Source organism: Spectribacter hydrogenoxidans (assembly GCF_031846275.1).
In the GTDB taxonomy this organism is placed as follows: Bacteria; Pseudomonadota; Gammaproteobacteria; order Nevskiales; family Salinisphaeraceae; genus Spectribacter; species Spectribacter hydrogenoxidans.
Genome location: NZ_JAVRIB010000003.1, coordinates 77207 through 92232, shown reverse-complemented (window position 1 = coordinate 92232; position 15026 = coordinate 77207). Strand labels below are relative to the sequence as shown.

The 15026-nt window shown below is 65.9% G+C and carries 12 protein-coding genes; 7 read left to right on the top strand and 5 right to left on the bottom strand.

Annotation, left to right across the window (positions count from 1 at the left end):
• Positions 1-4: 4 nt before the first annotated feature.
• Positions 5-1183, bottom strand: a complete 1179-nt coding sequence (locus RM532_RS03580) for an acetylornithine transaminase (RefSeq protein WP_311651772.1) — start codon at positions 1181-1183, stop codon at positions 5-7.
• Positions 1184-1256: 73 nt separating this feature from the next.
• Complete coding sequence (locus tag RM532_RS03575; protein WP_311651771.1) at positions 1257-1862, bottom strand: superoxide dismutase; 606 nt, start codon at positions 1860-1862, stop codon at positions 1257-1259.
• Between the two features lie 138 nt (positions 1863-2000).
• Between RM532_RS03575 and RM532_RS03570 the strand changes: the two genes are divergently transcribed.
• The 5 genes from RM532_RS03570 (at position 2001) to RM532_RS03545 (ending at position 8453) form a co-directional block, all read left to right on the top strand.
• Positions 2001-3566 (top strand): hydantoinase B/oxoprolinase family protein, encoded by a 1566-nt coding sequence (locus RM532_RS03570; RefSeq protein ID WP_311651770.1) that lies wholly within the window; start codon positions 2001-2003, stop codon positions 3564-3566.
• A 34-nt stretch (positions 3567-3600) separates the two neighbouring features.
• Positions 3601-3930: a Grx4 family monothiol glutaredoxin gene (gene grxD / locus RM532_RS03565; RefSeq protein ID WP_311651768.1), complete on the top strand. Its 330-nt coding sequence runs from the start codon at positions 3601-3603 to the stop codon at positions 3928-3930.
• Positions 3931-4097: 167 nt separating this feature from the next.
• Positions 4098-5867 carry an isocitrate dehydrogenase (NADP(+)) gene (gene icd, locus RM532_RS03560; protein ID WP_349255256.1) on the top strand — a complete coding sequence of 590 codons (1770 nt, stop codon included), beginning with the start codon at positions 4098-4100 and terminating at the stop codon, positions 5865-5867.
• A gap of 90 nt (positions 5868-5957) precedes the next feature.
• A complete protein-coding gene (locus RM532_RS03550; protein ID WP_311651767.1) occupies positions 5958-6782 on the top strand; it encodes a competence/damage-inducible protein A in 825 nt (274 codons plus the stop codon).
• Positions 6783-6812: 30 nt separating this feature from the next.
• On the top strand, positions 6813-8453 hold the full coding sequence (locus tag RM532_RS03545) for a putative bifunctional diguanylate cyclase/phosphodiesterase (protein ID WP_311651766.1): 1641 nt from the start codon (positions 6813-6815) through the stop codon (positions 8451-8453).
• Here RM532_RS03545 and RM532_RS03540 read toward each other — a convergent pair.
• Both RM532_RS03540 and ppsA read right to left on the bottom strand, forming a co-directional pair.
• On the bottom strand, positions 8435-9298 hold the full coding sequence (locus RM532_RS03540; protein ID WP_311651764.1) for a DMT family transporter: 864 nt from the start codon (positions 9296-9298) through the stop codon (positions 8435-8437). The two genes, RM532_RS03545 and RM532_RS03540, sit on opposite strands and share 19 nt — an antisense overlap.
• Before the next feature lie 40 nt (positions 9299-9338).
• A complete protein-coding gene (gene ppsA, locus RM532_RS03535; protein ID WP_311651763.1) occupies positions 9339-11714 on the bottom strand; it encodes a phosphoenolpyruvate synthase in 2376 nt (791 codons plus the stop codon).
• Positions 11715-11800: 86 nt separating this feature from the next.
• On the opposite strand from ppsA, the gene ppsR reads away from it, so the two are divergent.
• Complete coding sequence (gene ppsR / locus RM532_RS03530; protein ID WP_311651762.1) at positions 11801-12634, top strand: posphoenolpyruvate synthetase regulatory kinase/phosphorylase PpsR; 834 nt, start codon at positions 11801-11803, stop codon at positions 12632-12634.
• A 110-nt stretch (positions 12635-12744) separates the two neighbouring features.
• Positions 12745-13218: a DUF1249 domain-containing protein gene (locus tag RM532_RS03525; RefSeq protein WP_311651761.1), complete on the top strand. Its 474-nt coding sequence runs from the start codon at positions 12745-12747 to the stop codon at positions 13216-13218.
• Between the two features lie 15 nt (positions 13219-13233).
• Here RM532_RS03525 and RM532_RS03520 read toward each other — a convergent pair whose 3' ends face one another.
• Complete coding sequence (locus RM532_RS03520) at positions 13234-14967, bottom strand: potassium/proton antiporter (RefSeq protein ID WP_311651759.1); 1734 nt, start codon at positions 14965-14967, stop codon at positions 13234-13236.
• Positions 14968-15026 lie beyond the last annotated feature (59 nt).

Here is a 15026-nt window from a genome sequence, read left to right as displayed (position 1 = left end):
GGGGTTACTCCGCGAGAAAGGAGCGGATCAGTTTGGTGACGCGGTCGGCCAGGTCGTCGGCCTCCGCGGCGGTGAGAATCAGCGGCGGCAGCAGGCGCACCACCCGCTCGGCGGTGACGTTGAGCAGCACGCCGGCCTCGCGTGCCCGTTCGACCAGCACCGCGCAGGGCCGGTCCAGCTCGATGCCGAGCATCAGGCCGCGGCCGCGCACGGTGATCACGCCGTCGCCGTTCGCCAGCCCGTCACGGAAGGCCGTGGCCAGCTGCTCGCCGCGGGCGGCGGCGTTGGCGGTCAGACCCTCTGCCTCGATGGTCGAGATCACCGCCAGGGCGGCGCGGCAGGCCAGCGGATTGCCGCCGAAGGTGGAGCCGTGGCTGCCGGGCCCGAACAGGGCAGTGGCCCGACCGGCCACCAGGGTGGCGCCGATGGGCACGCCGCCGCCCAGCCCCTTGGCCAGGCTCACGACATCCGGCTGCACCGCGTCGTGCTGATAGGCGAACCAGTTGCCGGTGCGGCCCACGCCGGTCTGGACCTCGTCGGCCATCAGCAGCCAGCCCTGTTGGTCGCATAACCGGCGCAGGGCCGGCAGGTAACCGGGCGGCGGCACGCGGATGCCGCCTTCGCCCTGGATGGGCTCGACCAGCACCGCGACCACGTTCGGATCGTCGGCGTGAGCCGCAACGGCGTCCGCGTCGCCGTAGGGCACCCGGACGAAGCCCGCCGGCATGGGGCCGAATCCCTTTTGCGCCTTCGGGTTGCCGGTGGCGGCCAAGCTGGCCAGTGTCCGGCCGTGAAACGCGCCCTCCATGACCAGGATGCGCGGTTCCTCGATGCCCTGGCGGTGGCCGTGCAGCCGGGCCAGCTTGATCGCGGCCTCGTTGGCTTCGGCCCCGCTGTTGCAGAAGAACACTGCTTCCATGCCGGCCAGATCGCACAGGCGGTCGGCCAGTGCTTCCTGATGCGGAATCCGGTAGAGATTGGACGTGTGCAGAATGCCGGCGGCCTGATCCTGCAGCGCCTGCACCATGGCCGGATGGGCATGGCCCAGGGCGCTGACCGCGATCCCGGCCAGGGCGTCCAGGTAGCGGTTGCCCGCGGTATCGGTCAGCCACACGCCCTCGCCATGGCTGAATGCCAGGGGCTGGCGGGCATAGGTCGGGATGAGGTGATCGGGTTCGTTCACGGTGTCTTTAAACGCAAAGGCCCCGCCGCACCAGCGACGGGGCCGATTATCGTCGGAAGCCTCGGCGCCGGCGTTAGCCGACCTGTTCGAACTTCCTGGCAATGCCGTCCCAGTTGACGACGTTCCACCAGGCTTCGACGTACTCCGGCTTGCGATTCTGGTACTTGAGGTAGAAGGCGTGCTCCCACACGTCCAGCCCCATCAGCGGCGTGCCCTGGACGGGCGCGACGTCCATCAGGGGGTTGTCCTGATTCGGGGTCTTGACGATTTCCAGCTTGCCGCCGGTGGGTACCAGCCAAACGAAACCTGAACCGAACAGGCCGGTGGCGGCGGTGGTGAACTGGTCCTTGAACTCGTCAAAGGAACCGAAGGAATCGTCGATGGCGCTGGCCAGCTTGCCGTCGGGCTTGCCGCCGCCGCTGGGCGACATGCTGTCCCAGTAGACGATGTGGTTGTAGTAACCACCGCCCTGGTTGCGAACCGCGTCGCCGTGCTGGCCGGCCTTGGCGAGGATATCCTCGAGCTTCTGATCGGCCAGCGGGGTGTTGTCCACAGCCGCCTTGAACTTGGTCAGGTAGGCGTTGTGGTGCTTGTTGTAATGGATTTCCATGGTCCGACCGTCGATGTGCGGCTCGAGCGCATCGTAGTCATAGGGCAGATCGGGTAGCTCAAAGGCCATGTAATTCCCCTTTGGTTTGATCGACAGAATGTCTCGACTGCGCCCACAATGCTATGGGTGAACGCAGGGATTTCAATGGTGCGCCGGGTCAGACACAGGATTATGACATGAGCCACCCCCGGGTCGGGACCCACTGACATGACGGCGATCGAGCTCAGCCTGTTCGCGCACCGCATCCGGGCCGTATGCGAGGAAATGGGGGCGGTGCTCCAGCGCGCCGCCTTTTCGCCCAACATCCGCGACCGGCTGGACTTCTCCTGCGCCGTGTTCGATGCCAGCGGCTATCTCTCCGCCCAGGCCGCGCATATCCCGGTGCATCTGGGCAGCATGGCCTATGCCATGCGGGGCATCGTCAGCGACCGCGACTGGGCGCCCGGCGACATGCTGGTGCTCAACGATCCGTTTCTGGGCGGCACGCATCTGCCGGACGTGACCATGATCGCGCCGCTGTTCGACCGCGGCCGGCTGATCGCATTTGTCGCCAATCGCGCCCATCATGCCGACATCGGCGCCGAATCCCCCGGTTCCATGCCGCTTTCCTCGTCGCTGGACGAGGAGGGGTTGGTGATTGCCCCCACCCGGCTGCTGCGCGACGACAGGATCGATGAGGCCGTGTTCAACCGGCTGGTGGCGCCGCTGCGCGATGCCACCATCTCGCGCGGTGACTTTTCCGCCCAGATCAGCGCCAACCGGGTGGGATTGCAGCGTCTGCAAGCGCTCATCGATGCCCAGGGGGCGGACGGCTTCCTGCAGGCGCTGACCGATTACAACGAGTACGCCCGCCGTCTGGCGGCCAGCGCGCTGGCGGCGATTCCGGACGGCGACTACCGCTTCACCGATCATCTCGACGACGATGGCCAGGGCAACCGCGACTTGGCCATTGCCTGTCGCATCCGGGCCCGGCAGGGGGCGATGCAGGTGGATTTCACCGGCAGCGCGGGCCAGACCGCGGGCAACGTCAACTGCCCCATCTCGGTTACGGCCGCCGCCACCCTGTATGTCTTTCGCTGCCTAATGCCGGCGGATCTGCCCGGTTGCGCCGGCGCGTTTCACGACATCGATATCTCGGCACCGGCCGGCAGCCTGCTCAATGCGCAGCGGCCGGCGGCGGTGGCGGCCGGTAATGTGGAGACCAGCCAGCGCATCGTCGATGCGGTACTGGGGGCGCTGGCCGAAGCGCTGCCCGAGCGCATTCCCGCCGCCAGCCACGGAGGCATGAATAACCTTGCCATGGGCTGGCACGAGGGCGAGCGGCCCTGGGACTATTACGAAACCATGGGTGGCGGCCTAGGCGGCGGCCCGGTTCGGACGGGCGCCTCGGCAGTACAGGCGCACATGACCAACACCCGCAATACGCCGGTGGAAGTGCTGGAACGGCATTTCCCGGTGCGCGTGCGCCGCTACGAAATCCGCCGCGGCACGGGCGGCGGCGGTCGGCATCCCGGCGGCGACGGGTTGCTCCGGGAGCTGGAATTCCTGGGGCCGGCCCGTTACACCCTGCTGACCGAGCGGCGCCGGCGCGCCCCCTGGGGCCTGGCCGGCGGTGGCGATGGCGCCATGGGTGACAACCGCCTCAACGGTCAGGCGCTCCCGGGCAAATGTCAGGGCCGAGTGGGGGCGGGTGACCGGCTGGTCGTGGCCTCGCCGGGTGGCGGCGGCTGGGGCCCGGATGACCACGCTTGCCCGGACGGTGGCGTACAATAGCGCCGTTGGTCCCACGATACGGAAACGACAACCCATGACTGGCGACGCGCTCGAAATCATTCGACAGGAAGTCGAGAACAACCCCGTGGTGCTCTACATGAAGGGCAGCCCGGATTTCCCGCAGTGCGGTTTTTCCGCGCAGGCCGCGGAGGCCCTGAAGATCTGCGGCGTGCCGTTCAAGGCCGTCAACGTGTTCGAGGACGAGGAAGTCTATCGCCAGGGGGTGAAACTCTACGCCAACTGGCCGACGATTCCGCAGCTGTTCGTCAAGGGCGAACTCGTGGGCGGTTCGGACATCATCATCGACCTGTACAAGTCCGGCGAACTGCAGACCATGCTGCAGGAGGCCGCCGACGCGGCCTGATTTCGCACTTCTCGAGGTTACCGAAACCCGCCCGGCCACGTGCCCGGCGGGTTTTTTCGTGAATGCATCCCGGCTTAGCCGACACCCGGCGGTCATGGCGCGGGTGTTAGAATGGCGCACAACAACCCCGCGCGACGATTCATAAACGCCAGGAGGAGTGCGCACGCATGGCCTACAAGCACATCCGCTACCCCGAGTCCGGACACAAGATCACCGTGGAAAACGGGCAGATGCAGATTCCCGACAACCCGATTCTGGGTTATGTCGAGGGTGACGGCATCGGTCCGGACATCACCAAGGCCTGTCTGCGCATCTGGGATGCTGCGGTGGAAAAGGCCTATGGCGGCAAGCGCAAGGTGCACTGGGCCGAACTCTTCATGGGAGAGAAGGCCGCCCGCCTGTATGACGGCGACTATTTCCCGGCGGAAACGCTGGATGCGATCCGCGATCTCTGGGTTGCCATCAAGGGTCCGCTGACCACTCCGGTGGGCGAGGGCTTCCGCTCGCTCAACGTCTCCCTGCGCCAGGCCCTGGATCTATACGCCTGTGTGCGCCCGGTGCGCCACTACGCCGGCGTGCCCAGCCCGCTGAAGGACCCCGGCAAGGTCGACGTGGTGATCTTTCGCGAGAATACCGAGGACGTCTACTGCGGCATCGAGTACCAGTCCGGTACCGAGGAAAACGAGAAGCTGGCCAAATTCCTGCGTGAGGAAATGGGCGCCAGCTTCTTCGACAAGGCCGGTATCGGCATCAAGCCGATCTCCGAGTTCGGTACCAAACGGCTGGTGCGCAAGGCCATCCAGTACGCCATCGACAATGGTCGTGAATCCGTGACGCTTGTCCACAAGGGCAACATCATGAAGTTCACCGAGGGGGCGTTCCGCTCCTGGGGTTACGAGGTGGCGCGCGAGGAGTACCCCCACTGCACCATCACCGAGGACGAGCTCTACTCCGAGTACGGCGGCCGTCAGCCGGAAGGCAAGATCGTCATCAAGGATCGCATCGCCGATATCATCTTCCAGCTGATGCTGCTGCGCCCGGATGATTTCGACGTGCTGGCCACGATGAATCTGAATGGCGACTATCTTTCCGACGCCTGTGCGGCGGAAGTTGGCGGCATCGGCATCGCGCCGGGCGCCAACATGTCCGACAACATCGCGGTGTTCGAGGCCACCCACGGCACCGCGCCCAAGTACGCCAACCAGAACAAGGTGAACCCGGGCAGCCTGCTGTTCTCGGGCGTGAACATGCTCGAATACATCGGCTGGCAGGAGGCCGCGGACCTGATCAGCCTGGCCTATCCGGAAGTGCTGGCGGACGGCATCGTTACTTACGATTTCGCCCGCAACATGGAAGGGGCCACCGAGGTCGGCACCAGCGAGTTCGCCGATGCCCTGATCGAGCAGATCCGCGGCGGCATCGATCTGGAAACCAAGCGCAAGCAGCGGGCCGAGAAACTCGCCCGCGAGCGCAAGCAGCGCGAGATCCGGCGCCTGCTGCAACCGCTGGAGGAGATGATCGCCTCCGGTCGCACGCCGCACACGGTCGGCGACGTGATGACCCGCACGCTGATCACCACCGACGACGCCACCACCGTGCATGACGCCATGCACCAGATGCGCCAGAGCAACGTCAGTTCGCTGGTGGTGGAGCCGAACGCCGATGGCGTCTGGGGCATCATGACGCGACGCGACATCGTCACCAAAATCGTGAAGGAGAACAAATCGCCGGTCGATCTGACGGTGGGACAGATCGCCACCCGGCCGGTGATCACGGTGCCGCCGCAGACCCATCTGCACGAGGCCGCCAACGTCATTTCCGAGAAGAATGTCAGCCGCCTGCTGGTGGAAAAGGACGGCGAGATGGTCGGCATCACCACCGAAACCGACATCTTCGGGGCGATCGAGCAGTTCGGTTGGATTCCCGAGCCTGAGTAGGGGCGCGCAAACCGCAAAGGACGCGAAGACACGCAAAGGAAGAACAAGGGAACTCCTTTGCGTCCTTTGCGTGCTTCGCGGTTAGGTCATATGGTGAAGGTAAAATCTTCGGATCCGGTCAGTCCTGCCGCCTTCGGCATCCTGCTGATCGGCGACGAGCTGCTCAGCGGCAAGCGCACGGACAAACACCAGGCCCGGGTCATCGAGCTGCTCGACCAACGCGGCCTGGAACTGTCCTGGTCCCTGACGGTGGGGGATGACCCCGAACGGCTGACCGAGACCCTGCGCTGGACGCTGGCACGCGGTGATGTGGTCTTCTCCTTCGGCGGCATCGGCGCGACCCCGGACGACCGCACGCGCCAGTGTGCCGCCGCGGCAGCCGGGGTACCGATGGCGATCCACCCCGAGGGCCGGGCCGAACTGGAGGCGGTGTTCGGCGAGCGCACCTACCCGCAGCGCATCCAGATGGTGAACTGGCCCGAGGGAGCCAGCCCGATTCCGAACCCGGTGAATCGAGTACCGGGCTTTTCCTTCGGCAGCCACCATTTCGTGCCGGGGTTTCCCACCATGGCCTGGCCTATGATCGAGTGGGTGCTGGATTACCGATACGCCAGCGACGCCCCGTCCGAACGTGCACTCGAATACCGGCTCGAGGCGCGCGACGCCGCCGAAAGCGACCTGATCGACGCCATGAACGACGTCATCGCGGCCCATCCCGAAGTGCGTCTGTCCTGCCTGCCCAATGCCAGCGGTCGGCGGGTGATCGAATTCGGGCTGCGTGGCGCGCCGGCCGAGGCGGCGGCGGCCTATCAACGATTGGCCGGGCACCTGGACATGTTAAACGTGGTCTGGCGGGCACTGGCCGCCCCGGCTATGCAGCAGACGGGCACCGGGTCGCGTAACATCGGCGCATAAACTGCACGGCACGGCGGGGGCCGTCGACCCATGGGCAGCAACAGCGGGTTGTTCGCACGAAATCGGGCGGTGCTGCGGACGCGGGTGTCGCGGCATGCCTATCTCGGCCTGGCCATCGCCTGCCTGTCGGTTTTCGTGGCCACCCTGCTGACCGCCTGGCTCGACCACGGCCGCATTTCGCTCGCCACTCTGGCTGCCGCACAGCAGCAGTCCCCCACGCTGTGGCTGCTGGACCTCATGCCACTGGTGTTCGCCTTCTGGGGGCAGTACGTGAGCGTGGTGATGGCCAGCGAGGCCGGCGCCATGGTCATGGATCAGACGGAGTCCCTGCGTGCCCGGGCGCGGTATCTCGAAGCCCACGCGGCGCAGCTGTCCCATCGCGACGAACTGACCGGTCTGGCCACCCGGAACGCCTTGCTGGCGGAACTGGAGCGATTGCTCGCCGCCCCGGATCACGGCCCCGCAGTCGTCGGATTGCTGGTGCTGGATCTGGATGGCTTCCGGGAAATCAACGATGCGTTCGGTGTATCGGCCGGCGACGACATTCTGCGTGTGGTATCGCGCCGGTTGGGACGCGTCATGCCGGATGCCGCGCTGTCGGCTCGCCTGGAGGGTGATTGTTTCGCCGTCATGCTGCCCGGGCTGCGTGATCGTGACCAGTTGACGGACCTGGCGGCTGCTGCCACGCGTACCCTCTCCGCCCCCTGCACCGTCGGTGACAATCGCCTGAATCTTTTTGCCAGCATCGGCGCTGCCAGTTACCCGAGCGACAGCCTGGATGCAGAGTCCCTGCTGGGCCATGCAATGGCGGCCATGTACCAGGCCAAGCGGGCCGGGGGGCACTTCGTGTTGCACGAGGCCCGTACCGAGCCGCTGGACCCGCAAATGCTCAGCCTGACCGCGGAACTGCGATCGGCGATCGATCGCGACGAACTGTTACTGTTCCTGCAGCCTATCGTCACCGCCGATACCCGCCGGCTGGTGGGCGCGGAATGTCTGGTGCGATGGCAGCACCCCCGGCGCGGGCTGCTACCGCCCGGTGAATTCGTTCCCCGGGCCGAGCGCAGCGGTTTGATCGTGCCGCTGTCGGATTGGGTGATGCGCGAAGCCCTGACCATCGCCGCGAATCTGCGGGCGTGCGGACAGGACCTGCGGCTGTCCGTGAATGTATCCCGGCGGGCCCTGACCGAACCCGGCTTTGCCGACCTGATGACTCGATATCTGGCCGAACGCGCAATACCCGCCGACCGGCTGATGCTGGAGCTCACGGAGCAGACGCTGATGTCGGACGAACCGGCAGGCCGGGCGGTGATGGGACAGTTGCAGGCAGCCGGTGTGGGGGTCGCCATCGACGATTTCGGCACCGGACATTCCCAGCTGGCCTATCTGAAATCATTGCCGGTTGCGCAGATCAAGATCGACAAATCCTTCGTCAGCGACGTGACCACCTCATCCACGGATTTCGCCATCGTGCGCGCGCTGGTGGAACTGGCGCATGCGCTGGACATCCAGGTGGTGGCCGAGGGTATCGAGCAGGAAACCCAGGCACAGGCACTCGCCGGGATCGGCTGCGATCTGTTACAGGGCTATCTGATCGGCCGGCCGATGCCGGTCGACGCGTTCAGGGCATGGATCGAACAACCGGCACAGTCTCACTCCTCGGCGGGTTGAGACCGCCGCGCAAAGACCACCAGGCAGGCCGCGGCGACTACCAGAACGGTTCCCGCCAGGCTGAAAAGGTCCGGAATCTCCGCCCAGATCCACCAGCCCCACAGCCCGGCGAAGATGACCGCCGCGTAGATCAGCGATCCCACATGCGCGGCCGGCGCCACGCTGTAGGCCCGGGTAAGCAGGATCTGGCCCAGGGTGGCAAAGCCGCCGGCTCCCAGCATTGCCAGCCAGGCGCCGGGTGAGGGCGACTGCCACAGATAGACGGCCGGCCCCAGCGAAATCAGCGTGCCCAGGGTAGTGAAGTAGAACACGATGCGGGTGGCCGGCTCGGTGCTGCTCAGGGCGCGGATGGCGACCATCGCCACCGCCGCGAGGACGCCCGCGGCCAGCCCGATCAGACCCACCGGCGACACCAGGCCGGCGTCGGGCTTGAGAATCAGCGCCACCCCGACGAATCCGATCAGCACCGCGGGCGCGATACGCCGGGCAGGGCGCTCGCCCAGCCAGAGCCAGGCAATGAACGGAATGAACAGCGGCTGGCTGTAGTTGAGCAGCACCGCATTGGCCAGCTGCATTCGCGAAATGGCGAAAAAGAAGCAGTACATGGCGGTCAGCCCGGCGGCGGCGCGCAGCAGATGGGCCCAGGGGCGGCGGGTCGCCAGGCCCTCGAGTCCGGGTTGCAACAGCCAGGGCAGCAGGATCAGCAGCCCGAAGGCATTGCGCAGGAACACCACCATGGGGTTGGGGAGCTCGGCCGCTGCCAGCTTGACCAGCGCGCCCATGGTGGCGAAGGCCGCGGCACCGGCCACCGCATAGACGGCGCCGTGCTGCAGGTTCTGGCGCATCAACGTGGGGCGAAGCGGTTGAACCGTTCGCCCGTCCCGCTTACTGCCTGTTTTCGCCGGCCAGGTACAGCCAGGTGCCGACCACCGTATCCGGGTTCAGCGACATGCTCTCGATGCCCTGATCCAGCAGCCAGCGGGCCAGGTCCGGATAGTCGGACGGGCCCTGGCCGCAGATGCCGATGTACTTGCCGGCGTCGCGGCAGGCACGGATGGCCCGCTCCAGCATGAACTTTACCGCCGGGTCGCGCTCGTCGAACAGGTGCGAGATCAGCCCGGAATCCCGGTCCAGGCCCAGGGTGAGCTGGGTCATGTCGTTGGAGCCGATGGAGAAGCCGTCAAAGTGCTCGAGGAACTGTTCGGCCATGACCGCGTTGGAGGGCAACTCGCACATCATGATCAGCTTCAGATCATCCTTGCCGCGCTCCAGCCCGTGCTCGGCCAGCAGGCGGGTGACGCCCTCGGCCTCGCCCACCGTGCGCACGAAGGGGATCATCACCTGCACGTTGGTCAGGCCCATGTCGTCGCGTACCCGTTTGACCGCGGCCAGCTCCAGCTCGAAGCAGGGCCGGAAGTCATCGGAGAGATAGCGCGAGGCGCCACGGAAGCCCAGCATCGGATTTTCTTCGCCGGGCTCGTAGGCCTCACCGCCGATCAGGTTGGCGTACTCGTTGGACTTGAAGTCCGACAGCCGCACGATCACCGGTTCCGGCGCGAAGGCCGCCCCGATGGTGGCGATGCCTTCGGCCAGCCGGTCGACATAGAACGCCACCGGATCCTGGTAGCCGGCGATGTGGGCGGTGATGGTCTTCTGCAGGGCGGGGGACTGCTGGTCGAACTCCAGCAGGGCGCGGGGGTGAACCCCGATCATGCGGTTGATGATGAATTCCAGCCGCGCCAGACCCACGCCGCGGTTCGGCGTCATGGCAAAGTCGAAGGCGCGGTCCGGGTTGCCCACGTTCATCATTATCTTGACGCCGATCTCTGGCATCTCGTCGAGTTGGACTTCATTGATATCGAAGTCCAGTTCACCCTCGTAGACAAAGCCGGTGTCACCCTCGGCACAGGACACGGTGACCGGCGCGCCGTCGGCCAGGACCTCGGTAGCGTCGCCGGTACCCACCACCGCCGGAATGCCGAGTTCGCGCGCGATGATGGCAGCGTGGCAGGTACGCCCGCCGCGATTGGTCACGATGGCGGCGGCCCGCTTCATCACCGGCTCCCAGTCCGGATCGGTCATGTCGGTGACCAGCACGTCGCCGGGCTGCACGCGGCTCATCTCGCGGATCGAATTGACGTTTCGCACCCGCCCGGCGCCGATGCGCTGGCCGATCGAACGGCCCTCGGCCAGCACCGGCCCGGTTGCCTTGAGTCGATAGCGTTCCAGCGTGCTGGCGCCCTGGCGGCTGCGCACCGTCTCCGGCCGCGCCTGCAGGATGTAGAGCTCGCCGGTCTCGCCGTCCTTGCCCCACTCGATGTCCATCGGCCGGCCGTAGTGCTTTTCGATGATCACGGCCTGGCGGGCCAGGGACTCGGCGTCGGCGTCGGTCAGCGAAAAGCGCTGCCGATCGGCCTCGTTCACGTCGACGAACTCGGTGCTCTTGCCGTGGCTGGTGTCGTCCGTGTACACCATCTTCAGCGCCTTGCCGCCGAGGATGCGGCGCAGCAGGGCGGGGCGGCCGGCTTCCAGATTGGGCTTGTAGACGTAGAACTCGTCCGGGTTCACGGCCCCCTGGACCACTGCCTCACCCAGACCGAACGAGCTGGTGATGAACACCACCTTGTCGAAGCCGGACTCGGTGTCGATGGTGAACATCACGCCCGAGGCGCCGGTGTCGGAGCGCACCATGCGCTGGATGCCCGCGGACAGTGCTACCTGATCGTGGGCGAAGCCCTGATGCACCCGATAGGAGATGGCGCGGTCGTTGAACAGCGAGGCGAACACGTCCTTGATCGCCAGCATCACGTTGTCCAGCCCGCGCACATTCAGGAAGGTTTCCTGCTGGCCGGCGAAGGAGGCGTCGGGCAGATCCTCGGCGGTGGCCGAGGAACGCACCGCCACCGATATCGACTCGTCGTCACCGGCTAGATCCTGGTAGGCGGTCTCGATCTGCTCGGCCAAACCCGGCGGGAAGGGGTGGTCGATCACCCAGCGGCGGATGCGCTCGCCGGTTTCGGCCAGGGCGTCGACGTCGTCGGTGTCCAGCTCGGCCAGCGCGGCATTGATGCGTTCGTCGAGCTTGTCATGGGCGAGAAACTCCCGGTAGGCTGCAGCCGTCGTGGCGAAGCCGCCCGGCACATTGACCCCGGCCTCCTTGAGGTGACTGATCATCTCGCCCAGCGAGGCATTCTTGCCGCCGACGGACTCGACATCGCCCATTCCCAGCTGCGAAAACCAAACAACGTGACGCTGACTCAAAACTCCACCCTCCGCGGGTCGCGATGTGGTCGAAAGGCGCGCATTTTACATGGTCGGCGTCGGGTGCGTCCGGCCGGTGCCAGGCCATGAGCGACGCGACCGGCAAACGCTGGGTGTTCTTCCTCTCGGATCGCACCGGAATCACCGCCGAAACCCTGGGCGCCACGCTGCTTACGCAGTTCGATGAAGCCGAGTTCAAGCAGTCGACGCTGCCCTTCATCAACTCCGAGGACAAGGCGCGCGCCGCGGTGGAATACATCGACCAGGTGGCCGGCAGCAGCGGCCTCAAGCCGATCGTGTTCTCGACCACGGTCAGCGACGAGGTACGGGTCATCCTGCGGGGCGCCAACGCGTTGTTCCTGGACCTGTTCGATCTGTTCGTGCCTCAGCTGGAGGGTGAACTCAACGTCAAGTCCATGCATCGGGAAGGGCGGGCACACGGCATCGCCGACCGCGATACCTATCAGATCCGCATCGACGCCATGAACTACGCCCTGAACCATGACGACGGCGTGGGCGAGGACGGCTACGAGGATGCCCAGGTGATCCTGATTGCGCCCTCCCGCTGCGGCAAGACGCCGGCCAGCATCTACCTCGCCATGCAGCACGGGGTGTTTGCCGCCAACTATCCGCTGACGCCGGAAGATCTCGAGAATCAGCGTCTGCCCCGCATCCTGGAGCCGCATCGCGACAAGCTTTACGGCCTGTCGATCGAGCCCGACCGGCTGCACCACATCCGCAGCGAGCGGCGGCGGGGCAGCCAGTACGCCTCGCTGCCGCAGGTGAGCTTCGAGCTGCGCCAGGCGGAAAGCCTGTACAAGCGTCAGCGCATTCCCTCCAGTGACACCACCAACATGTCGATCGAGGAAATCGCCACCATGATCATGCAGGAGAAGGGCATCCGGCGGCGGACGTTCTAGCGCGGCCCGCGGCCGCGCCGTTGCGAGTTTCGGGTGCCGGACGCACCGGGAGCCGGCTTCCCGCGAGTCCCGCATTTGGTCCCCCTTCCCACCTCGCTTATAGTCGGGGCATGAGTCTGAAAACACGACAGCAACTGGTCCGGTCCGCCACGCCGCGCAGCTTCGCGGGGCTGATGGCGTTGTACGAAAGCAACTTCCGTCGCTTCGTGCGGCTGGTGCCGGAAACCGATCTGCCCTTCGAGCAGGCCCGATCCCGCAGTCCCACCGACAGGGATTTGCACCTGCGGGTGCTCGAGCGCTGCAAGTACACCACCACCGTGCACCTGACCTACTGGTTCGAGGACGGAGCGCCCCAGGCGGACCCGGACCTGCACATCCGCCTCTACCGCGACGCCGCTCTGGCCGAAGCGGTGCACTGCCAGGCACAGTCCCGCTACACCGCGCTGCCAGGACTGGACCTGGAGAACGAGCGGGCCCTGCACGCCCAGTGGCCGCGCAACCTGCTGCTCAACAAGTGGCTGGCCTTTCTGATTCAGCACGGGCACGGGTTTGCGACGGTCGGCCGTCCGCGGCAACGGGGATAGAACCCGGAAGCGCGGTTAGGTCTTTGCCGCCTGGTCGCGTATGCGCAGTCCGGCGGTGGTAATCCGGCCACGTCCGTCCACCGAGCGCACGCGCAGCCCGATATGCGCCAGTTTTATGCTGTCGCCGGCAACCGCCTTTCGGTTGAGGTGCTGACGGATGAACTCGTCGAGCGTCAGATCGCGTTCCGTGCCTTCCAGTTCAATCCCGTACATCGTCGCCAGCGCCCGCATCGGTGACTCCCCATGCAGAATGAAGTTGCCATAGAAGCGGCGCGGGCTGATATCGCTGAGACCGGTTTCTGCGCGGAACTGTCCGGCAAGCCAGTCGGTATGTCGGGCCGGGTGTGCCAGATAGACGCGATCATCGGCCCGCAGGCGGAAATGCCGTCCGGGAAACAGGAACCGCTTGCCGCGCAGGACTGCCAGCCACCGCACCCGCCGTGCCTGGGGCAAGGCCTCGATGGGGCGGTTCTCGAAGCGGGAGCCGGGTTCCACCCGAAACAGCGATAGCATGAAGCGCAGGCGTCCGCCCCCATGCAGTTCGGTCTGATCCAGCGGCCTTCCAGGTTCCGGGACCTGCAACCCCAGTAGCCGCGCCGCCAGCGCGATGGTCGTGCCCTGCAGCAGCAGGGATACGATGACCACGGCGAAGGTGATGTCGAAGAGGAAGCGGGCCCCGGTCAGGGCCGCCATCAGAGGGAAAATCGCCAGCACAACCGGCACGGCCCCGCGCAGCCCGACCCAGGCGATGAACAGCTGCTCCCGCCAGGGGAAGTGAAAGGGCGCAAGTGAAACGAATACCGCGATCGGGCGAGCGACAAAGATCAGGAACAAGGCGATCAGCGAAGCGGGCAGGGCATTCATCATCAGTTCACTGGGCGTGACCAGCAGTCCCAGGATCAGGAACATGCCGGCCTGGGCCAGCCAGGCCAGGCCATCCATCACGCGAAAGACATGCTCGGTGGCGTGGTTGGGCCGGTTTCCCACCACCAGCCCGAGCAGGTACACGCCGAGAAAGCCGCTGCCTCCCACCTGATTGATGGCCGAGAACGTGATCAGGCCGCCCGAGACGATGAGCAGCGCATACAACCCCTCGACCAGCGGAATCCGTTCCACCAGCCAGGACAGCGCGAACCCCAGACCCACCCCGGCCAGGGCGCCGATGCCGAATTGCAGCAGCAGACCCTGCAGCAGGTGCAGCCAGGTGAGTTCCGCGTCCGAGGTCAGCGCCTGAAGCAGGAACAGCACCAGGAAGATCGCCATCGGATCATTGGTGCCGGATTCGATCTCGAGCGTGGCGCTGACCCGCTGATTCAACGCCATGCCACCCTGTCGCAGCTGCGAAAACACTGCGGCCGCGTCGGTGCTGCCGACGATGCTTCCCAGCAGCAGGCCGTAACGCCAGTCCACGTCCAGCAGCCATGCGATGAAACCACCGGTAAGCCCTGCGCACAGAACCACGCCCAGGCTCGCCAGCGATAGCGCGGGTTTCAGTGCCACCCGAAATGTCTGATAGCGCGTGCGCAGCCCGCCATCCAGCAGAATCACCGCCAGCGCCAGATTGCCCACCAGAAACGCGACGCTGAAATCGTCGAAATCGATCTGGCCGGGACCATCCTCCCCGGCGAGCATGCCCACGCCAAGGAAGATGAGAAGCAGCGGGAAACCGAAACGAGACAGCGGCGTGGCCACCACGCTCAGGAACAGCAGCAGGCCGGCAAACAGCAGCAGGGTATTTATCGCATCCATGCCGACATTCTAGCGGCAGGCGTTAGCCCGCCCGGTCAAATCGAACGTTCTGATATCCG